Annotated in this window: 28 protein-coding genes; 24 read left to right on the top strand and 4 right to left on the bottom strand. The window is 62.6% G+C overall.

Features of this window, described 5'->3' with window-relative positions:
• Positions 1 to 237 precede the first annotated feature (237 nt).
• The gene (locus ASF77_RS05680; RefSeq protein WP_056335660.1) at positions 238 to 579 is read right to left on the bottom strand and encodes a helix-turn-helix domain-containing protein; all 342 of its coding nucleotides are present in this window, start codon (positions 577 to 579) and stop codon (positions 238 to 240) included.
• A 438-nt stretch (positions 580 to 1,017) separates the two neighbouring features.
• On the opposite strand from ASF77_RS05680, the gene ASF77_RS05675 reads away from it, so the two are divergent.
• The 23 genes from ASF77_RS05675 (at position 1,018) to ASF77_RS24040 (ending at position 11,152) form a co-directional block, all read left to right on the top strand.
• Entirely contained in the window at positions 1,018 to 1,230 is a 213-nt protein-coding gene (locus ASF77_RS05675; protein WP_056335657.1) for a hypothetical protein, read from the top strand.
• Positions 1,227 to 1,493: a hypothetical protein gene (locus ASF77_RS05670; protein WP_056335653.1), complete on the top strand. Its 267-nt coding sequence runs from the start codon at positions 1,227 to 1,229 to the stop codon at positions 1,491 to 1,493. The genes ASF77_RS05675 and ASF77_RS05670 overlap by 4 nt, the downstream gene beginning before the upstream one ends.
• A 3-nt stretch (positions 1,494 to 1,496) precedes the next feature.
• Positions 1,497 to 1,676 (top strand): hypothetical protein, encoded by a 180-nt coding sequence (locus ASF77_RS05665; RefSeq protein WP_056335651.1) that lies wholly within the window; start codon positions 1,497 to 1,499, stop codon positions 1,674 to 1,676.
• Entirely contained in the window at positions 1,673 to 2,134 is a 462-nt protein-coding gene (locus ASF77_RS05660; protein ID WP_056335647.1) for a hypothetical protein, read from the top strand. Before ASF77_RS05665 ends, ASF77_RS05660 begins: the two co-directional genes overlap by 4 nt.
• Positions 2,135 to 2,166: 32 nt before the next feature.
• Positions 2,167 to 3,912 carry a replication endonuclease gene (locus ASF77_RS05655; protein WP_162244827.1) on the top strand — a complete coding sequence of 582 codons (1,746 nt, stop codon included), beginning with the start codon at positions 2,167 to 2,169 and terminating at the stop codon, positions 3,910 to 3,912.
• Entirely contained in the window at positions 3,909 to 4,049 is a 141-nt protein-coding gene (locus ASF77_RS24050; protein WP_156648740.1) for a hypothetical protein, read from the top strand. Before ASF77_RS05655 ends, ASF77_RS24050 begins: the two co-directional genes overlap by 4 nt.
• Positions 4,046 to 4,267 carry a hypothetical protein gene (locus ASF77_RS05650; RefSeq protein WP_056335639.1) on the top strand — a complete coding sequence of 74 codons (222 nt, stop codon included), beginning with the start codon at positions 4,046 to 4,048 and terminating at the stop codon, positions 4,265 to 4,267. Before ASF77_RS24050 ends, ASF77_RS05650 begins: the two co-directional genes overlap by 4 nt.
• A 54-nt stretch (positions 4,268 to 4,321) precedes the next feature.
• On the top strand, positions 4,322 to 4,663 hold the full coding sequence (locus tag ASF77_RS05645) for a hypothetical protein (protein WP_056335636.1): 342 nt from the start codon (positions 4,322 to 4,324) through the stop codon (positions 4,661 to 4,663).
• Positions 4,653 to 5,174 carry a hypothetical protein gene (locus ASF77_RS05640; RefSeq protein WP_056335633.1) on the top strand — a complete coding sequence of 174 codons (522 nt, stop codon included), beginning with the start codon at positions 4,653 to 4,655 and terminating at the stop codon, positions 5,172 to 5,174. Before ASF77_RS05645 ends, ASF77_RS05640 begins: the two co-directional genes overlap by 11 nt.
• On the top strand, positions 5,171 to 5,785 hold the full coding sequence (locus ASF77_RS05635) for a hypothetical protein (protein ID WP_156648739.1): 615 nt from the start codon (positions 5,171 to 5,173) through the stop codon (positions 5,783 to 5,785). The genes ASF77_RS05640 and ASF77_RS05635 overlap by 4 nt, the downstream gene beginning before the upstream one ends.
• A 142-nt stretch (positions 5,786 to 5,927) precedes the next feature.
• On the top strand, positions 5,928 to 6,080 hold the full coding sequence (locus ASF77_RS24045) for a hypothetical protein (RefSeq protein WP_156648738.1): 153 nt from the start codon (positions 5,928 to 5,930) through the stop codon (positions 6,078 to 6,080).
• Positions 6,080 to 6,916, top strand: a complete 837-nt coding sequence (locus ASF77_RS05630; protein ID WP_056335627.1) for a major capsid protein P2 — start codon at positions 6,080 to 6,082, stop codon at positions 6,914 to 6,916. Before ASF77_RS24045 ends, ASF77_RS05630 begins: the two co-directional genes overlap by 1 nt.
• 69 nt (positions 6,917 to 6,985) lie before the next feature.
• Complete coding sequence (locus tag ASF77_RS05625; protein ID WP_056335625.1) at positions 6,986 to 7,231, top strand: hypothetical protein; 246 nt, start codon at positions 6,986 to 6,988, stop codon at positions 7,229 to 7,231.
• Positions 7,231 to 7,641, top strand: coding sequence for a hypothetical protein (locus tag ASF77_RS05620; protein ID WP_156648737.1), 411 nt, complete (start codon positions 7,231 to 7,233; stop codon positions 7,639 to 7,641). Before ASF77_RS05625 ends, ASF77_RS05620 begins: the two co-directional genes overlap by 1 nt.
• Positions 7,638 to 8,033, top strand: coding sequence for a hypothetical protein (locus ASF77_RS05615; RefSeq protein WP_056335619.1), 396 nt, complete (start codon positions 7,638 to 7,640; stop codon positions 8,031 to 8,033). The genes ASF77_RS05620 and ASF77_RS05615 overlap by 4 nt, the downstream gene beginning before the upstream one ends.
• A 106-nt stretch (positions 8,034 to 8,139) precedes the next feature.
• Positions 8,140 to 8,574, top strand: coding sequence for a hypothetical protein (locus ASF77_RS05610; RefSeq protein ID WP_056335617.1), 435 nt, complete (start codon positions 8,140 to 8,142; stop codon positions 8,572 to 8,574).
• 3 nt (positions 8,575 to 8,577) lie between these two features.
• The gene (locus ASF77_RS05605) at positions 8,578 to 9,345 is read left to right on the top strand and encodes a hypothetical protein (protein ID WP_056335614.1); all 768 of its coding nucleotides are present in this window, start codon (positions 8,578 to 8,580) and stop codon (positions 9,343 to 9,345) included.
• The gene (locus tag ASF77_RS05600; RefSeq protein WP_229445244.1) at positions 9,345 to 9,980 is read left to right on the top strand and encodes a glycoside hydrolase family 104 protein; all 636 of its coding nucleotides are present in this window, start codon (positions 9,345 to 9,347) and stop codon (positions 9,978 to 9,980) included. Before ASF77_RS05605 ends, ASF77_RS05600 begins: the two co-directional genes overlap by 1 nt.
• Positions 9,977 to 10,282 carry a hypothetical protein gene (locus ASF77_RS05595; RefSeq protein ID WP_056335610.1) on the top strand — a complete coding sequence of 102 codons (306 nt, stop codon included), beginning with the start codon at positions 9,977 to 9,979 and terminating at the stop codon, positions 10,280 to 10,282. The genes ASF77_RS05600 and ASF77_RS05595 overlap by 4 nt, the downstream gene beginning before the upstream one ends.
• Entirely contained in the window at positions 10,279 to 10,611 is a 333-nt protein-coding gene (locus ASF77_RS05590) for a hypothetical protein (RefSeq protein WP_056335607.1), read from the top strand. Before ASF77_RS05595 ends, ASF77_RS05590 begins: the two co-directional genes overlap by 4 nt.
• Positions 10,612 to 10,614: 3 nt before the next feature.
• Positions 10,615 to 10,809, top strand: coding sequence for a hypothetical protein (locus ASF77_RS05585; RefSeq protein WP_156648736.1), 195 nt, complete (start codon positions 10,615 to 10,617; stop codon positions 10,807 to 10,809).
• A 16-nt stretch (positions 10,810 to 10,825) separates the two neighbouring features.
• Positions 10,826 to 11,011, top strand: a complete 186-nt coding sequence (locus ASF77_RS05580) for a hypothetical protein (protein ID WP_056335604.1) — start codon at positions 10,826 to 10,828, stop codon at positions 11,009 to 11,011.
• The gene (locus ASF77_RS24040; RefSeq protein ID WP_156648735.1) at positions 11,012 to 11,152 is read left to right on the top strand and encodes a hypothetical protein; all 141 of its coding nucleotides are present in this window, start codon (positions 11,012 to 11,014) and stop codon (positions 11,150 to 11,152) included.
• Between the two features lie 35 nt (positions 11,153 to 11,187).
• On the opposite strand, the gene ASF77_RS05575 is transcribed toward ASF77_RS24040, so the two are convergent.
• Together ASF77_RS05575 and ASF77_RS05570 are read right to left on the bottom strand one after the other, a co-directional pair.
• Complete coding sequence (locus tag ASF77_RS05575) at positions 11,188 to 11,529, bottom strand: hypothetical protein (RefSeq protein WP_156648734.1); 342 nt, start codon at positions 11,527 to 11,529, stop codon at positions 11,188 to 11,190.
• 1,400 nt (positions 11,530 to 12,929) lie between these two features.
• Positions 12,930 to 14,090, bottom strand: a complete 1,161-nt coding sequence (locus ASF77_RS05570) for a tyrosine-type recombinase/integrase (protein WP_056335598.1) — start codon at positions 14,088 to 14,090, stop codon at positions 12,930 to 12,932.
• A 111-nt stretch (positions 14,091 to 14,201) separates the two neighbouring features.
• On the opposite strand from ASF77_RS05570, the gene ASF77_RS05565 reads away from it, so the two are divergent.
• Entirely contained in the window at positions 14,202 to 14,804 is a 603-nt protein-coding gene (locus tag ASF77_RS05565; protein WP_056335595.1) for an isochorismatase family protein, read from the top strand.
• 108 nt (positions 14,805 to 14,912) lie between these two features.
• Here the strand turns inward: ASF77_RS05565 and ASF77_RS05560 are convergent, their stop codons facing one another.
• Complete coding sequence (locus ASF77_RS05560; RefSeq protein WP_056335592.1) at positions 14,913 to 16,310, bottom strand: amino acid permease; 1,398 nt, start codon at positions 16,308 to 16,310, stop codon at positions 14,913 to 14,915.
• Positions 16,311 to 16,352 lie beyond the last annotated feature (42 nt).

Raw genomic sequence — 16,352 nt, 5'->3', positions numbered from 1 at the left:
GACGCGGGTCGAGATGCGCGTAGTATAGATCAGCGAGGGCTTGTGAAAAATGGAATTAAGCGAAGCCTAAGTGCGGGGAAACGGAAGTGGCGCATGGTGCGGCTTGGGTGAGCGTTGACCTGTGTGGAATAAGGAGAAATGACGGGAATGAGGTGCATAAGGAGTCCTGCTCGCCATTATCTAAAACTTCGCATAATCTATAGATTGGAAAATGCGAAGTCGAGAGGGACTTACTACCTACCCAAGCACGAAATGACGGGGCGTAGCCCGACGTTCCTTGCCGTCCCAAACGGGTAGGAGGTTACGAAAAGACACGGAAAATTTTTCCATAATGCCCGTCCAGCGGGCCTTTTGTTCGGGCGTTTTTGCGCGCTCCGCATTAGCCGCAGCAATCACGGCCAGCGGCTCAATTTGCAGAATCTCAGCAACAGTCAACGCGACGTCATCATCAATGCGGCTTCGGCCAGCGCGGTAGCTGGAAACCGCCTGTTGCGTTACGCCTAGCGCCTTCGCAAGCGCGTAATCGCTCTCAATACCCAAGCGCCGTTTGCACTCGGCCAGGTAATCCAAGGTGTTCATTTTTAGCTCTCCTCAGGGCTAGTTAACTGGCCGAAGCATACTTCAAGGGCTATGTGCACACAACACCACAACAGCCAATGTGCACATAGTCCTTTACCTACACAACGGGCGTAGTGTAGAGTTCGCTTGTCGCGCGGAAATCTTCATCACTCTCCTCGGGCGCAGGCGGCTTAGACCGCGCCGCGCGACATTCCCGCCAGAGGAAAACGAGCCTGAGGAGGCCACATGTCGGAAACACAATCTTACAAAAAAGCAATGCTGATACAGGCATTGCCCTATATCGGCTGCGCGGTCGGTTGCCTGTTCGTCGTCGCCTTCGACTACTTCGCTCGGGGCTGACCATGCGCGCCCACATCGAAAACGCCGCCGCCGCCGTCGTCGGCTCCGCACTGATCGCCGCGCCCTTCGTGCTGTGGTTCTTGGGCGTAGGGGTCTGATATGGCAGCGCCGCATAAGGATGAAGCTGTCGTCGTAAAGCTAAAAGGCCGCTATTTCTACGGCTTCGGCAGAAAGGGACAGGTACTTACAGCGTGGTCGCTCGTTGGCGCGCGCTTGTTCCGCGCTGGAGCGTGCGATCTGCGCGAAGTCGTCGGCAAGCTGGTGGCGAAGCGCCGCTCGTTCGAGGTGATGGTAATTGCGGAGGTCGCGTGAAAACCGCATCTGACAAGAAAACCGGCGAACTCCTGCCGGAGCACGATCTAGCAGGCGAGCGCACGCCAGCGCAGAGCGCCGCCGACAAGGCCCGCGCCCGCCTCGTGCGGTACGCCAAACACAACAAGCTCAAGGCTATGACCGTGTGGTTGCCGGTCGAACTGTGCGCCGAGTTCGATGCCTGGCTCGCCGCGCATCCTGAAAAGAAGCGCGCGGACGTAGTCGCCCGCCTCCTAAAAACGCAACTGCTGCGGAAGCGATAAGCCATGAGCCGCGTCTTTCTGATCCTGCCATCCGACACAGCCGCCGCTGTGCATGAAGTCATCCAAGCGCGCATTGACGAACTGCGCAATATCGAATGCTACAACCCGGTAGTGACAGCTGAGATTAACGCGGAAATCGCGGTGCTTACGCCTGTCGCCGGTCAACTGAAAGAGCCAGCATGAAGGCCGAGCGCATCGAACTCGCCGCGCTGGCCGCTGTCGGCGTCCAACGCACGCCGCAGGAAATCGCCACCGCCGCATACCTCGCCGAATTCGCCGCCGTGTGCGAAAGCATCGCGGCGACGCCTGTCGAAGTCCGTATCGAGCGCGTGCAGGCTGTCCGCAATCTCCTCGTGCGCCCGGCTGACGCCGAGGCCGTGCGCGCCGCCTTCTGGCTCCGTATGCCTCTCGGCGTGCGCACCGTGGCCGTGATGTCGGCGGGTCTGGACAAGGCCCGTGCCGAGGACACCCTGAACAAATTCGACGCGCTCGAGCGCGGCTTGGTGTGGGTCGCGCTCGATAAGCTCGTCGCCGATCTGCAAACCGTCAAAAAGTGCATGAACGGCGGGAATTCGACGCCGCCGCACGCGGTCGACAAGAGGGCGCCGATGAATGGCGGCTTGCCGAAAGGCGTCCACTGATGCGCGCTTTGAATTGGGGAATCCCTACGCGCATGGCGAAAGCCATGTACGGCGTTTTTCAACGCGACGGCCAAGAGGCGCACCAACCGAAGGTTGATCTGATCGACCGCCTGTTACTGGACGACGACCGCATTCCGCTCGCTACAGATACCGGCGCGATTACCGGCGCCGCCGCGATCTGGCACGCCGCCGAGCGGGCCGTCCGCTATGTGCATGAACATTGCCTCTCGCTGCAAACGATGGACGCGATTCTCGCCGCGGTTGGCGTCGAGTGCGCGCGCCGTGGTATCGAGGCGCCGAAGGGCGACACCGAGCAAGAGCAGATTGCGCGGGCGGTCGACAAGGCATGGTGGCGCCGCCACCTTCGCACGGAATGGAAACGCCGGTTCGAGCATGTGTCGATTCAACTTGGCCTGACCTCTGTTCGCAACGATCCCTATGTAAGCCGGGAGTCCGCGCTGTTGCAAGAGGCGCAGAACCGCGCGAACCGCCAATTGCTCGAACAGCGCATCGCCACCAATGAGCACGGCCAGTCCTACACCGTCGCCGAACTGGCCGACAAGGGCATGGCAAACAAGACGCTTCGCCGGGGTGAGTTGATGACTCGCATTCGCGGCTTCGAGGAGTGCGCCGACAGTCGGGGCGATGTCGGCATGTTCTGGACGATTACCTGCCCGTCGAAGTTCCATTCTGTCGGTGGCGCAAACCCGAACTACAACGGCGCGACGCCGCGCCAGGCGCAAGCCTACTTGGTCGAGGTCTACGCGCTGATCCGCTCGGCGCTGCACCGCGTCGGCATTCGTCCCTACGGGTTCCGCATCGCCGAGCCGCATAGCGACGGCTGTCCGCACTGGCACATGTTGCTGTTCGTCGCGCCGGAGCACGCCGAGCGCATGGAGGCCATTGTCCGGCACTACGCGCTGGCCGAGGACGGCGACGAAAAGGGCGCCCAGAAAAACCGCGTCAAGCTGGTGCGGATCGAGGCGGGCAAGGGCACCGCGGCGGGCTACATCGCCAAGTACGTGTCGAAGAACATCGACGGCGCCGGGGTCGGCGATCACAAGACATTCGAGAACGGGACGACCTATGTTATTGCGCCTGATGTATTCGGCGACGTTGAAATTACTCCTTCTGCTCGGGTTACTTACTGGTCGCAAGTGTGGGGCATTCGCCAGTTCCAGCAAATCGGCGGCGCGCCGGTCGGCGTGTGGCGTGAGCTTCGCCGCATCAAGGCTGAAACGATACAGGGCGCGCCGGAAGCGATTAAGGCGGCTCATGCGGCGTGCCAAAAGATTGAATCGGAAGATGCGGCGGTAGCTAAGCAAGCCAGCTTCGCCGACTACCTGAACGCGCAGGGCGGGCCGACTGTCGAGCGCCGCAAGCTGGCCGTGCGCATCGCCGCGCGCCCGGTGACGATCAAAGGCCGGTATGCCACCTATGAGGACGACAAACCCGCAGGCGTGTACGCCTCGGCCTTCCCGAATGAGGTCTACGAGTCGGTGCGGTATCGGTGGACTATCGAAGCCGCCGACGGCGCCGGGGTGGCTCTTGGGTCTCCTTGGACTGGTGTAAATAAGTGTACGGGCGAGCCGGAATTTAGCGGGCGCCCATCGCGCGGTATGTCGATGGAAAACCGGGGCGACGGCCGCACGGCGGGCGCCGGGTGGAGCTTCGACGCCGACAAGGCCCGCGACGAGCGATTTAAAGAACTATCCCCGCGCTTTGCGCCGATGCGCCAGGGCGCCCACCTCAACGAACTACGACGAAAGTACGAATGAACGAATCCGACGAATTGGAGCGCGAGGCTATGGCGCTTATCAGGCAGTACGGGCTTTTTTTGCCCAAGCCCGCTAAGGCGTTTTTTAAACGTCTGGCGGTTTATTTGAAGTGGAAGCAACTGGAGAAAATGCTGTGAACGAAAACGAATTTACCGAACTGGCCTACAACGACCATCGTGCCGCCTTGCTGGCACTGTGGGCTATCTCGCAGAAGATGGCCGATGCGATTACCGGCCTGACCGAGGTCGAGCAAGCGCGCGTCGAAGCCATCGGCACCGTGCGCGAGCAGGTGACGGCGCTGCAAGACACCGTCGCCGGTCTGTTCGAGCAGGTGAACGCGCCCGCAGAGGCGTAATCACGGCGGGCCGTCGACGCGCGGCCCGCATCCAAGACAAGGGAGAAAGACAGCATGGCGAAAGAAGAAAAAGCAATCTTGGGCATGATTCCATGCCCGCATTGCCCCGAGCAGATGGCGGTGAAGCACGACAAGAACGGCGATCCGTTCGGGCATTGCGAGGAGTGCCGGGGGCAACTGCGCGTCGGCGGTAATCCGGCCCGCGTGCGCAAATTCGTCGCGCGGTATCCGTGGGCCGCGCGCCCGGTCGTCGGCGCCGCCGATCCTGTAACGGTAACGGTAACGGAGAAACCCGCCGCGCCCGCGCCTGTAACGGCACCGGAAACGCCGCCAGCGCGCCGCCGCGCCAACTTCGCGGACGCCCTCGGCATCTTGGGGGTGAAACATGCAGCATGACGAACAAGGGCCGGATACCGGCCCAAGCCTGAGCGCCGAAGCCGCCGCCGATCTGCGCGCGCTCGAACGCCAAGCAGAGGACGACCCGAACGCGCTGCCCGATCCAGACGCGCCGCCGCCGCCGCCGCTGCCGCCGCCGCTCGATCAAGAATTGGCGGGCATGTTGCTCATGCTGTCGAAAGTGGTCGCGCCCGCGTTCCCGAGCATCGCGGCAATCTATACCGAGGAGTCGTGCGGCGCCGCTGGCGCGGCGGTGGCAGGGGTGTGTGACAAGTACGGCTGGCTGCAAGGCGGCGTCGGTGGCGAGTACGGGCCGGAACTAATGTGCCTGTTCGTCGTCGGCCCGCTCGCGTTCGCCACCTATGGCGCCGTGAAGGGCGATATCGAGGCCAGGAAGCCAAAACAGGCGCAAGTCGGCGCGGATGGTCGACAGGCGAAGCCGGAGGCCGTGCCGGGCGCGTATGCGGCGCCGGGGGCCGATACGGTAACCATCGGGGCGCCCGTAGCATGAAAACCGTCGACGGACGCCTATACGTCGTTTCGGGGGCTTCTCGGTGCGGCAAGTCGACCCAAGTCGCGCGGATGACGAAGAACAGCCGCCGCGCGGTTGCATGGGATCCGGAGGCGCAATGGTGCGAGCTACCGGGCTGGCGAAAGGTGACGACGCGGAAAGAGCTTCTGGCGGCGATTCAGACGCCGGGGCATATGCGGGTGGCCTATGTCGCGGGCGGCGATCTGAAAGAGGAATTCGACTTCTGTTGCGGCTGCGTGTGGTATGCCGCGCGCCATGTCGCGCCGCTCGATTACGTGGCCGAGGAGCTGGCCGACGTAAGCACGCCGAGCAAGGCGCCGGGGAATTGGGGCATTTTGGTGCGTCGTGGCCTGAAACGCGGGATCAACATTTACGCAATCTCGCAACGGTGGTCGGAGGCCGACAAAACCGCGATGGGGAATGCCTCCTACTACATCGTTTTTACGACGCGCCCGAAAGACATCAAGTATGTGGCGAACTCGACCGGACTCGATATCGAGGAATTAAAAACGCTCGCGCCGTTTCAATTCTTCATGGTCGACCCTGTAACGCACGAAATCACGAAGAAAAAACTTACTTTTTCGCGCTGAAAAAATGGCGAATTCCTGTAACGGTAACGGTAACGGATACGGGGTTTGCCGGGGTCGCTTTTCCTGCTCGACTATACGGTCTGATTTTTGAAAACGAGGAGGCGCCATGTGTGCCTGTTCACAGACCAACAAGGGAAAGACGATGAGTCAAGCTGACATGATGAAATACGGCATCGCTGCCGTCGCGCTGATCGGCGCATACAAGTTCGGCGGCAAGTATGGCGCCGCCGCCGCAATCGCAATCGGTGCTGTCGCTGTCGCTAAGCGCGTGCCGTACGTCAAAGAGGTGCTGTAATGTCGGTCGGCAAACTGACCCGCTACGGCCTGCCGTTCTCGAACGTCGTCGCCGCAGGCACCGCCACGAACAACATCATGGTTGGCCGCACGCTGGAAAACTTCCAACTGAAACTCGGCGGCACGGCGCTCACTAAGGCGATGATTACCCTGTTTCGCATGAAGGCGAACGGCAAAACCATCATCGAAGGCACCGGCACCGAAATCGACAAGCTGAACGCCTATCGTGGCACCGGCACGACCAACGTCAAGTTTCTGGACATTTTCTTCGCCGACTACAGCCTGAACAATGAACTCGACCGCCAAGTGGGTTCGCTCGACACGAATGTCGGTATCGCCAACCTCACGACCGAAGTCACCATTGCGGGCGCAACCGCTCCGGTGCTGACGCCGATCCTGAGCGAATCCGGCTCGCAGAAATCCCGCCAAGGCGAATTCCTGCCTTTCGCCGGTCTGCTGTCGAAAGTGCTGCGCTACCCGTACAACATCGCCAACGGCGGCAAGCTGCCGGTGACGGTTCCATTCGGCCCGCAGAATGGCGCGATCATCAAGCGCTTGCACATCGTGAGCAACAGCAACGTCGTGACCGGCGTCACCGTCAAGCAAGACAGCCTCGTCGTGCATGAATCGGTGAAGGACGAAAACGAGTTCATGCAAACCCGTCATGGCCGCGTCCCGCAGGCGAACATGTACACCGTCGACTTCGTGGTCGACGGCGACATTAAAAAGGCGCTCGATACCCGCGACGCTCGCTCGCTGGAATGGCTGATCGACTTCTCGGGCGCCGACTCCGGCAACATCCTCGTCGAGTACATCGACAGCCTGGGCAACCTGTAACCGGCGTCCGCGCCAGAAAAAGGCCCGCCGCAAACGCGGGCCTTTTTTGTAACTCATAAGGGGGAAAGCATGGAAAGCTGGTCTGACATGCTGCAAGACGCGGCGGGACTGTGGGCGAAAAGTGCGATTGACCATCGCTACAACCAACAGTTCCAGCTGCAAAAAATGGCGATGCAACAGTACGGCCCGAGCGGCGTGCCTTACTACGAGGGCCAGCCGGTGAGCGGTTCGGAGCCGGTAGTTACCGGCTCGATCCCGCAATCGTGGCTCGTGATCGGCGCGATCATCGCCGCCGTCGTGTTCTTGGGGGACTGATGATCGACGTTAGCCAACTCGGGGGTGGCGGGCTTGCGCCCGCATCGCCAGCGATGGCGGCGGCGGGCGGCATCTCGTCGGCGCTCAATAGCGCGATGCCGTGGGGCGCAGCAATCGGCGCAATCGGCCAGGCATTGTCCGCGCCGCCCGCAGGCCCGAGCGAAGCGAAGTCGGCCGGAAGCGTCGGAACCAACTTCGACGGCTCGGGCTGGGTCGTCACCTATGGCGACAACTCGGGCGTCGATTCGGTGCGTAGCCAATCGGCGCCGGGTGTGTCGTCAACGGGCGGCTCGCTGGCCGAGGTAGTGCCGGCATTGGGCGCGTCCATCGGCCTCGGTGGCCTCAAGCTCGAACATGTGCTGCTGGCTGTTGTGGCCGTGGTCGTCATTAAGCGGATGAAGAAAGCATGATTGTGCGCCGCGCGGAATGGTCGCCGGTAACGGAGGCGTATATCGAAAAGGCCGTCATTTCGGGCGGTCTGGACGACATCAAGCGACAGACCGAGCGCGGCGCGCAACTGTTTCAAGTCGAGGACGACGCGGGCGCCGTAGTGTGCGCGTTCGTTCTGCGAGTCGATTACTACGCCTGCCGCACGGTCGGCGTCGTGGTGGCCGCTGGTGGCGCCTGTGACGGCGTCGACCTCACGGCCGTTCTCATGCCGCACATTGAAAAACACATGTTCGTCGGCGTCGACGCTATCGCGGTGCATACCGAGCGGCGCGGGCTGGTGCGCAAACTTGAGCCGCAGGGCTACCGGGTCGCGGAAATCATTCTCGAAAAAGAGGTAAAGAATCATGGGTAGAAGTTCTAGCTCGTCGCAAGCGAATCAGACGACAAACAACGCGCTCAACGACAGCCGCGTAACGAACCGCGACGGCCTTGTCGTCGGCGCCGGGTCGACGCTCGACATGTCGCAAGTCCTCAATACGGACAATTCCATGTCGCTGTCGTCGTGGGACGCTAGTAGCTCGTGGGCCGATAACAGCCTCAAGCTGAGCAACACGAGTAGCAGCAACACGAGCACGAGCACGCACAAGGTCGACGGCTCCTATAACAACAGCGTCGATTCCGTCGTGACCGGGCAAGCCTTCGACTTCGCCAAAGGCGCGGACGCGACGCTTGGCGCGGGCCTGTCGAGCGTCCTTTCCTTCGCAAAGGACATTGCGACGCAAGCCAATGAAAAAACGTCGTCGCTCGCCAGCATGTTCGGCCAGGGCGTGAGCCAAGCCTACGACAGCGCGAACAACACGACGGCGGGCGGCATCGACAACAAAACAATGATCGTTCTCGGGGTGGCGGGCGCCGCCGCCGTGGCCGCGATCGCCATGAACAAAAGGGGCTAAGCCATGCAAGACTTCGACGTAACTTTGGCGCCCGGCGCCGTGCGCATCATCAACGTTCAAGCCGATTACATCTACTACCGCGCGGGCAGTGCGGGCGGCGCTGATTCGGCTATCGAATTCTCGCCGCGCTCGGGCGGCGAGAGCGTGTTCCTGTATCCGGGCCAGTCGTACCGAATTCCGTCGCAACAGCGCGCGCTCGGCTCCGAATGGGCGATGAAGAACCGCAAGGGCGAGGCGACGATTGTCGGCTACGTGCTGATGGGCGAGGGTGCTTTTCAGGACAACCGTATCAGCGGGGCCGTGGAGGTAATCGACGGTGGCAAAGCGAAAACGCTTGCGAATATGGCATTCATCGCGTCGGGTTCCCCTACGTCCGACGGCACCACTGCGCCCGCTCTCTACATGCGGAATCCGGCTGGCTCCGGCAAAAATATTATCGTAAAAACGCTAAGTGTGAGCGTGGGCACAGCACAGGCGTATGGAATGTGCATCGCTGACGGCGTGAGCGGCACGGATAACAGCGTAGCCGGGATCATTTCCAAAAGCCAGGACGGTGTTTTCGCTGCAAAGGTCTATGTCCACACGACCGGCGCGCAGGTGGGCAGCATATACCAAAGCTACGTGACGGCGGCACTGTCTAGCGGACAGATAGACAAAACCGTATTTCAAGAGCCAATCGTGGTCAAGCCTGGGCGTCAGATCAAGGTATTTGGCACGACCGCTGGCACTTCGCTGTTTGCAACGATGGAATGTGTCGAGGAAGCAATCTAATGAACCGGACGCTGTTAGCCGCGGCTGTCGTGGTGGCGGCGGCGGCGTGGTGGTGGACGCAAGACGATGAGGACGACGGCGGCGCGCTGCCGGACGTTCTCGACGCGGCGGCGCAGGCCGTCGACGGAATAACAGGGGGTGTAATGAAACTGTCCGAAATGGCGCGCGTGAGCGCCGTAGACCTGAAAGACCGGAATGTCGCGGCATTCCTGCGGGTGATCCGCAAAGGGGAGGGAACCGGGGACGATGGCGGTTATTCGCGCCTGTTCGGCGGTCGCCAGTTCGCCAGCTTCGCCGATCATCCGCGCGTCACCGTAACGGCTGGCCGCTACGTGAGCACGGCGGCGGGCGCTTACCAGTTCCTGTCCTCCACTTGGGACGAATGCGCGCGCATCATGGGCCTGTCGTCGTTCGCTCCGGCGTCGCAAGACTTGGCGGCGGTCGGCCTGATCGCCAAGCGCGGCGCGCTGGCCGATGTCAAGGCGGGCCGCTTCGAGGTCGCAATCCGAAAGTGCGCGCGCGAGTGGGCGTCGCTGCCGTTCTCGCCATACGGGCAACCGGTGATGTCGATGGATACGGCCCGCGCCGTGTTCGCCAGCGCGGGCGGTCGTGAAGCCGTGGCGGTGGCCGCATGAGCAACGATAAATTGATCCTGGCCGCCGCCGTGGGCTTCGCTGCCTTCATGGTCGCGCAGAAAAAGGGGCTGTTCAAGAAAGCCGCTCTGACCTCGGGCGCCTATCCGTCGTTCGTGTTCAACAACGATTCGGCATTCGCCGCGTCGCCGGAGGAGCAGGGCTACGACCCGCAGAATCCCGGCAAGTACGTGACGACCGACGACCTCATCAAAGGCGCGCTCGATGGCGATTGGGGCTATACCCCGAGCGTGTTCGAGCAGACCGCCAACGACCTGTTCTATTCGCCGAGCTATTACCGATGACCACGCTTTCCCAACGACAGATTCTCATAATCGGCGCGGGCGTCGTCGGCGTGCTCGCGCTCTCCTTCTACCGTCCGCGCGACGATAGCGAGGAGGAGGGCAACAACGGCGGGTTCCTGCAGGACATCGGGGAGGACGCGGGCGCCGCCGTGGTCGACCTTGTCGACGGCGTCGTATCGGGCGCGTCGAAGGGTATCGGCGACATCGTCGGAGTCCCGCGCACGAACAAGACGCGGTGCGAATTGGCGATTGCCGAGGGCCGCACTTGGGACGCTTCCTTCGACTGTTCGGCGGGGACGTTCCTGCAATACATCAATCCATTCAAGTGACCTATGAAAAACATTCAAATTCCGAAAGTCGTAAAAGACATCATCCCGCCGCCGACCGCCATGATCCGCGAAACGATCATCGTTCTTGCGGGCGTGCTCATGGCCGCGTACGTGATTAGCCGATTCCCGGCGCTGAAAAAATTCGTCGGTGACGCGAGCATTACCGTCAACGACCGCCAAGGCAACAACCTCTATTAAAAACGAAGGGATCCACATGAAAAAAGTATTGAGCCGTTTGAAAGAGCCGTCCACTTGGGCGGGCCTCGCCGCGCTGTCCGTGCTGTTCGGCGTCGACCCTGAAAAGGCCAATGCCGTGATGCAGGGCGTTGGCGTGCTGGCGGGCGCCGTGGCCGTCCTGCTGCCGGAAGCAAAAGCCGCGCTGGCGAAGGCGGGCGAGTAAATGACGCTGATCGAGGCAATCCAGCTTGCGCAGGCGCTGGGCTTGGGTTCGCTGGGCCTCGGTCTGGCGAAATGGGGGCTGACGGTCGAGCGCCGTCTGTACAAGATCGAAGTGAAAACCGGAGTCCAAAATGACGCGTAAAAAGAAAACGCCGCCGCGCGGCGCTAATGGTCGTTTCAAGAAGCGCACGAAATGAAAGAAGGTATCGGGGGCGCCTGATCCGGCCCGCCTTGCGCGGGCTTTTTTACGTCCGCGAGCGTGACGACATCGGCCGATACGATCCCGAGGCGCGGTGCGAGAGCGCCCATGCCCATCTGCCGCTGGCGAACGTCGGCCTCGATCTGCTGCAATCTGAGAATCTCGGGAACCCACCAAGGCACGCGGGTTCGGGCATTGATCCAGTCGCGGACGGTGCGCTCGTCGCGGCGTAGTCGGCGGGCCAGGATGGGGAGCGGGACGCCCATCGCGTAATAGGCCAGTTCGGTTGGATTGCCGTATCTCAAATTCGGGTAGCGCACGGGAAAACCTCCTGTGGTCGAGTCGAAAAAAAGCCTGAGAACAATAGTCTCAGGCTATCGAATTTCGGTCTGTGCGTATGTGTCTTGTGCGTTTTTAAACGCTGTGCCTGTCCCTCTCGAACTTCGCATAATCTATATTATGTCAAATGCGAAATTCGTTATGGTCAGCGCGGCGCCTGCCCGTTCCGGAATACAGGCGCGCCGGCGGTCTAACTGACAGCTGGATCAGCGCTGGTTGCACTCTGCTTGCCGCAAATCCCGATGAGTCGAGATCGTGTGGCCTGCTCTGTGACGATGGTCTGTGCGCCGCGATGCTGCAGGTGGCTATGCAAGTTCGCAGGACTGCAGTGCCAGACTCCTCCCTGCGAACCTTCCATCACTCATAGACGACATCGGATGCCACGCGCGGGAGCTGCGCGCAGGATTGAAACGCAGTGCGCCAGTTCTCGGCGCAGAAGCGCGTCGTCGTTGATTGCCGGACGGCTCACGCCAGCCTCAAGAGAAGTCGGACGGTTGCCGTAAGCGATTACGGATGCCTGACGGCGGCTGCGAGCTGGCCGAACCGCCGTAACAAGCTGGCGGCGGTTCGCTGCCGGACATGCTTGGCTGGCGGTACCCGGCAGCCCGCGTTTAGGGGCCGTGCGGCAGCATATCGACAGTGGTAACCGGGCCCCGGCCGATTCCGGCGTCCGCGCCCGGACTGATAGCCTTTCAACGACCATCTGGCGGACGTCGTTGAGCGCCGGCGAGAAACGGCGCCAGCGAAGGCCGTACGGGCGAGCGCAGCCTGGCGACCCCGGGGAATGCAGCTCGCAGCGTGCTTCCTCGCGGGTGTCCAAGGTGTCGTTCCCTCGAAGCGGCCGCCTGTACGGTCGCGGGCAAGACCACGCGGCGAGCCCACCGGCGCCGAATTTTCTAGCGGGCTCAACTTGGATAAAATAGCCGACTGCACGCGGCAGGGTGCTACCTATTCCCCCTGCCGACCGCCCTGATGCATTGAACTCGACAATATAATGCGTAATGTCGAGTTCGATACTGGGTGCGCGGAGCAGACCTTGCCAGGCGTTCTCGGTGTCCTTCGGGCACTCGATTTCCGATCCTCCCAATCAGTCATTCGATTCTTGGTGGCCGCGAGCGAGGCGCAGGCAGGCAATCAAGCGATGCGACCGGTGGTTGAACGCGTGGGCGGCGTCGATGCCGCGGCGAATCGGACAGCGGGGTGTAGCCGACCACCCTACGTCACTCAGCGCAAATCCCGAGGCGCGGCTCCCCGAGCGCCCTCTTCAGCCGGCCAGATAGGCGCCGTCTGGTCGACCTCTGGGGCTCCCTGGCACAACTATCCTATCCCTGCCCGCTCAGGCAGCCGCGCGATCATGAACGCGCAGCGCCCTTCCCTCAGCCTATTTCTCGTCCCGTTTCCGCACTGAGCCGATGATCTCGTCATGCCGCTCGTTATCGGTCTTGTGCAGGTAGCCCGCCGTCGTCGCGATGTTGGCGTGCCCCGCCGTGTCCTGCAGCGTCTTGAGTTGTACGCCATTGTTGGCATGGTTGGTCAGCATGCTGTGGCGCAGCCAGTGAGCCGAGGCGTGGCGCAGGCTGGCGGCGATGTCGCCCTGCCCGGCCCGGGCGGCGGCCTGGGCGGCCTCGGCGAAGACGCCCTTGATCGCTTCCGATGCCGCTTCGTCGGTGAGCCGGGTCACGGCCCGGCTGCGGCTGGACAGAACCAGCGGCATGCGGTCGGCGCGGGCCGTATGCGGTGGCAGGCCGAAGGCCTCGCGGTAGCGGCGGAAGGCGTCGAGCATCTCGGCTGGCACCGGCAGCCGGCGCGGCTTGTTGCCCTTTCCCATGACGTCGAGCCACCAGCGATCCTGCCCTTCCGCATAGATGGCGCCCATGTTCGCGCTGACCAGTTCGTTCAGGCGCGCGCCTGTATGGGCGAAGGCGATCAGCAGGAAGCGGTCGCGTTCGCGCCGGCGCAGGGCCGCGGGCGAATCGGGCACGCGCTGCGAGACCGTGTCGACGGCCAGGGCGATCGCATCCGGCGTGAGGTAGCGCGTGATGCGGCTGGCCACCGGGGTACGCACGTTGCGCACCAGCGCGGCCGGGTTGCGCCGCAGGTAGCCCGTCTGCTCGGCAAAGGCAAGCAGACCTTTGACCGCGATCATCGCCTGGCGCCGGCTGGCGTCGGACAAGGGGCCGGTAAAGGGCCGGTAGCGCGGATCGTTGCGCGGCCATTTGGTGGCGGAGACCCAGTCCGGCGGCGGGTCGCGCAGGAACTCCTTGTAGGCGTTGAGGTCTGCCACGTTCAGCTGCGCGAGCGTCTTCTTCGCTTCTTCGCGGCACCAGGTCAGGAAGCGGAATAATTCCTTTTGGCTGTTGGCGATCGATTTGGGGCCCAGTTCGCCGTTGCCGATGAACTCGCGCGCGATCTCGGCATCGGTCTGGGCTTCGGTGATCGGGTCGTCCGCAACACGAAACATCTTGACGTCGAGCCGGCCACTGGGCGTGTCGGGATCGGCGGCGGAGCGCGGGACGAGGTCGATGGGGGCGAACTTGGTCATATTGTCTTCATGTGATACTGTGTTTTTATACAGTATAACATGCGCTCGCATCGGCACCCACGGCGCCGCCGTGCTAATCTGTTTCGATCAAATAGTTCAATAGGACAAGATATGCAGACTATCCAGCTCAGCCCGGCGGACGCCCTCCTCGTCATCGACATGCAGGTCGATTTCCTGCCTGGGGGCCAGCTTGGGGTGCCGAAAGGCGACGAGGTGATCGCACCGATCAACGCACTGATGGGACTGTTCGCCAGCCAGGGCTTGCCGGTGATCGCCTCGCGCGACTGGCACCCGGAAAACCATTGTTCGTTCAGTGCGCGTGGCGGGCCCTGGCCGCCGCATTGCGTCGCCGATACCGCGGGCGCTGCGTTCTCCGAACGGCTCGCGCTGCCCCCTGGCGCCCTCGTCGTCTCCAAGGCCGATACCGCCGATGCGGACGCCTACTCCGCCTTCAACGGTACGCACCTCGGCGAGCAGTTGCGCGCACGCGGCGTGCGGCGCGTGGTGGTCGGCGGGCTGGCCACCGACTACTGCGTGTTAAACACGGTGATCGATGCGCGCGCAGAAGGTTTCGAGGTGATCGTGGTGCTGGACGCGGTGCGTGCAGTGGAGGTCGCGGCGGGTGACGGCGAGCGCGCCATCGCGCGCATGGAGGAGCTGGGCGCACGGACGGCCGCGCTGGCCGATTTCGAGGGCGTCGCCGCGGCCGCCTGAGCGCGCAAGCCTACCCAAGGAACGTAAAAAAACCTGGCGCGGCGCATGCCGCCGGCCAGGTTTTTTTTATGGCGCCAGGTATGGCGCCATTCTTTACGCCGATATCGCTCAGGCCTGCTTGTTCAGCAGCGAGCGCTGGCGGGCGTAGCCGAAGTAGACGGCCAGGCCCAGCAGCAGCCAGACGCCGAAAGCGATCCAGGTGGTCGCGCTGAGGAAGGACATCAGGGCGACGCAGAAGATGATCGCCAGTGCCGGCACGACCGGCACGCCCGGGCAACGGAATGCGCGGTGCAGATCCGGACGCTTTTTACGCAGGATGATGACGGCCAGCGAGACCAGCGAGAACGCGGCCAGGGTGCCGATGTTGACCAGTTCGGCCAGCACGCCCAGCGGCACCACGGCCGCGATCAGGCCGAAGATGATGCCGACCATCCAGGTGGCGAAGTACGGGGTGCCGTATTTCGGATGCACGGTCGAGAGCTTCTTCGGCAGCAGGCCGTCGCGCGACATGGCGTACAGGATGCGAGTCTGGCCGTAGGCCATCACCAGGATCACGGTGCTCATGCCGAGAATCGCGGCGAGGTCGACGAAGCCGGCGACCCAGTCCTGGCCGGCGTACTGCAGGGCCAGCGAGACCGGGTGGTCGACGCCCTTGAAGTTCATGAACGGGACGATGCCGGTCATGATCGCGGCGACCGCGACGTACAGCACGGTGCAGACGGCCAGCGAGCCGATGATGCCGACCGGCAGATCCTTGCTCGGGTTCTTGACTTCCTCGGCGGCCGAGGTGACGGCATCGAAGCCGATGAAGGCGAAGAACACCAGTGCCGCGGCGCTCATCACGCTGCCGGCGCCGAAGGGCATGAAGGGCTGCCAGTTGTCCGGCTTGACGTAGTTGACGCCCACGAAGATGAACAGCAGGACGACGCCGGTCTTGATCAGCACCATGATGTTGTTGACGCGGGCCGACTCACGCACGCCCAGCGAAAGCATGAAGGTCAGCACCATCATGATCAGGAAGGCAGGCAGGTTGAAGACGCTGTTCACGCCGGGAATGGCGCCCGGGGCCGCGCGCAGCGCCTCAGGCAGGACGACGCCGATGCCCTTCAGGAGCGACTGGAAGTAACCCGACCAGCCCACGGCGACCGTCGAGGTGGCCAGGCCGTATTCGAGCAGCAGGTCCCAGCCGATCATCCAGGCGACGATCTCGCCCAAGGTGACATAGGAATAAGTGTAGATGGAACCGGCCACCGGCACGCTCGAGGCGAATTCGGCATAGCACAGGGCCGCGAAGCCGCAGGCCACTGCGGCGATGATGAAAGACAGCGTCAGTGCCGGGCCGGCCGTGACCGCGCCGGTACCGGTCAGCACGAAGATGCCCGTGCCGACGATCGCCCCGATACCCATCAGGATCAGATCCATCGGCCCCAGAACCTTCTTCAGCCCGCCAGGCGTGCGGCTGTCCGCGACCATGGTATCGAGATTTTTCGTCCTAAAAATGCTCACTGCGTGTTCTCCTGTTTTTCATTATCGTCTCCTGTCGGAAGC

The organism is Massilia sp. Leaf139 (genome assembly GCF_001424165.1).
Lineage (GTDB): Bacteria > Pseudomonadota > Gammaproteobacteria > Burkholderiales > Burkholderiaceae_D > Telluria.
The sequence above is the reverse complement of the archived record's forward strand: the minus strand, read 5'-3'. Positions and strand labels throughout refer to the sequence as shown.

Bases quoted from the DNA above. Each gene is read 5' to 3' on its own strand.
- ASF77_RS05570 (WP_056335598.1), bottom strand. From the start codon at position 14,090: ATGACCAAGTTCGCCCCCATCGACCTCGTCCCGCGCTCCGCCGCCGAT.
- ASF77_RS05580 (WP_056335604.1), top strand. From the start codon at position 10,826: ATGAAAAAAGTATTGAGCCGTTTGAAAGAGCCGTCCACTTGGGCGGGC.
- ASF77_RS05645 (WP_056335636.1), top strand. From the start codon at position 4,322: ATGGCGAAAGAAGAAAAAGCAATCTTGGGCATGATTCCATGCCCGCAT.
- ASF77_RS05640 (WP_056335633.1), top strand. From the start codon at position 4,653: ATGCAGCATGACGAACAAGGGCCGGATACCGGCCCAAGCCTGAGCGCC.
- ASF77_RS05625 (WP_056335625.1), top strand. From the start codon at position 6,986: ATGGAAAGCTGGTCTGACATGCTGCAAGACGCGGCGGGACTGTGGGCG.
- ASF77_RS24050 (WP_156648740.1), top strand. From the start codon at position 3,909: ATGAACGAATCCGACGAATTGGAGCGCGAGGCTATGGCGCTTATCAGG.
- ASF77_RS05680 (WP_056335660.1), bottom strand. From the start codon at position 579: ATGAACACCTTGGATTACCTGGCCGAGTGCAAACGGCGCTTGGGTATT.
- ASF77_RS05590 (WP_056335607.1), top strand. From the start codon at position 10,279: ATGACCACGCTTTCCCAACGACAGATTCTCATAATCGGCGCGGGCGTC.
- ASF77_RS24045 (WP_156648738.1), top strand. From the start codon at position 5,928: ATGAGTCAAGCTGACATGATGAAATACGGCATCGCTGCCGTCGCGCTG.
- ASF77_RS05615 (WP_056335619.1), top strand. From the start codon at position 7,638: ATGATTGTGCGCCGCGCGGAATGGTCGCCGGTAACGGAGGCGTATATC.
- ASF77_RS05610 (WP_056335617.1), top strand. From the start codon at position 8,140: ATGTCGCAAGTCCTCAATACGGACAATTCCATGTCGCTGTCGTCGTGG.
- ASF77_RS05675 (WP_056335657.1), top strand. From the start codon at position 1,018: ATGGCAGCGCCGCATAAGGATGAAGCTGTCGTCGTAAAGCTAAAAGGC.
- ASF77_RS05595 (WP_056335610.1), top strand. From the start codon at position 9,977: ATGAGCAACGATAAATTGATCCTGGCCGCCGCCGTGGGCTTCGCTGCC.
- ASF77_RS05620 (WP_156648737.1), top strand. From the start codon at position 7,231: ATGATCGACGTTAGCCAACTCGGGGGTGGCGGGCTTGCGCCCGCATCG.
- ASF77_RS05655 (WP_162244827.1), top strand. From the start codon at position 2,167: ATGGCGAAAGCCATGTACGGCGTTTTTCAACGCGACGGCCAAGAGGCG.
- ASF77_RS05565 (WP_056335595.1), top strand. From the start codon at position 14,202: ATGCAGACTATCCAGCTCAGCCCGGCGGACGCCCTCCTCGTCATCGAC.
- ASF77_RS05635 (WP_156648739.1), top strand. From the start codon at position 5,171: ATGAAAACCGTCGACGGACGCCTATACGTCGTTTCGGGGGCTTCTCGG.
- ASF77_RS05585 (WP_156648736.1), top strand. From the start codon at position 10,615: ATGAAAAACATTCAAATTCCGAAAGTCGTAAAAGACATCATCCCGCCG.
- ASF77_RS05605 (WP_056335614.1), top strand. From the start codon at position 8,578: ATGCAAGACTTCGACGTAACTTTGGCGCCCGGCGCCGTGCGCATCATC.
- ASF77_RS05600 (WP_229445244.1), top strand. From the start codon at position 9,345: ATGAACCGGACGCTGTTAGCCGCGGCTGTCGTGGTGGCGGCGGCGGCG.
- ASF77_RS05660 (WP_056335647.1), top strand. From the start codon at position 1,673: ATGAAGGCCGAGCGCATCGAACTCGCCGCGCTGGCCGCTGTCGGCGTC.
- ASF77_RS05630 (WP_056335627.1), top strand. From the start codon at position 6,080: ATGTCGGTCGGCAAACTGACCCGCTACGGCCTGCCGTTCTCGAACGTC.
- ASF77_RS05665 (WP_056335651.1), top strand. From the start codon at position 1,497: ATGAGCCGCGTCTTTCTGATCCTGCCATCCGACACAGCCGCCGCTGTG.
- ASF77_RS24040 (WP_156648735.1), top strand. From the start codon at position 11,012: ATGACGCTGATCGAGGCAATCCAGCTTGCGCAGGCGCTGGGCTTGGGT.